Source organism: Pseudomonas sp. HMSC065H01, from assembly GCF_001815235.1.
Taxonomy (GTDB): Bacteria; Pseudomonadota; Gammaproteobacteria; order Pseudomonadales; family Pseudomonadaceae; genus Pseudomonas; species Pseudomonas aeruginosa.
Window position 1 is genome coordinate 1 of sequence record NZ_KV819869.1, and the last position, 308, is coordinate 308.

General features: G+C 66.9%; 1 pseudogene. It reads right to left on the reverse strand.

What is annotated here, in order from left to right:
- A pseudogene (locus tag HMPREF3014_RS12475) lies at nucleotides 1-308 on the reverse strand (glutamine synthetase); the annotation flags it as partial.

The window sequence follows — 308 nt, forward strand, 5'->3', positions numbered from 1 at the left end:
AGGTTGACCTCGAACTGCGCCGGTGCGGATTCGGCGACGATGGCGTCGGCCGGGATGCCCTGGGCGCGGGCGCCGTCGATGATGTCCTGGAGGCACTCGACGTATTCGTCGAGGTCGTCGATGGAGTACACCTGCACCGACTGCGGACGCTTGCCGGAGATCGGCGAGCGCGGCGGCTGCGGCCGGCCGTTCACGTTCTCCTGGTCGATCAGGTAGAACTCCAGCTCGAAGGCGGCGACGATGGTCAGTTCCATCTCGGTGAACCTGGCCACCACCTGGCGCAGGACTTCGCGGGGGTCGGCGAAGAA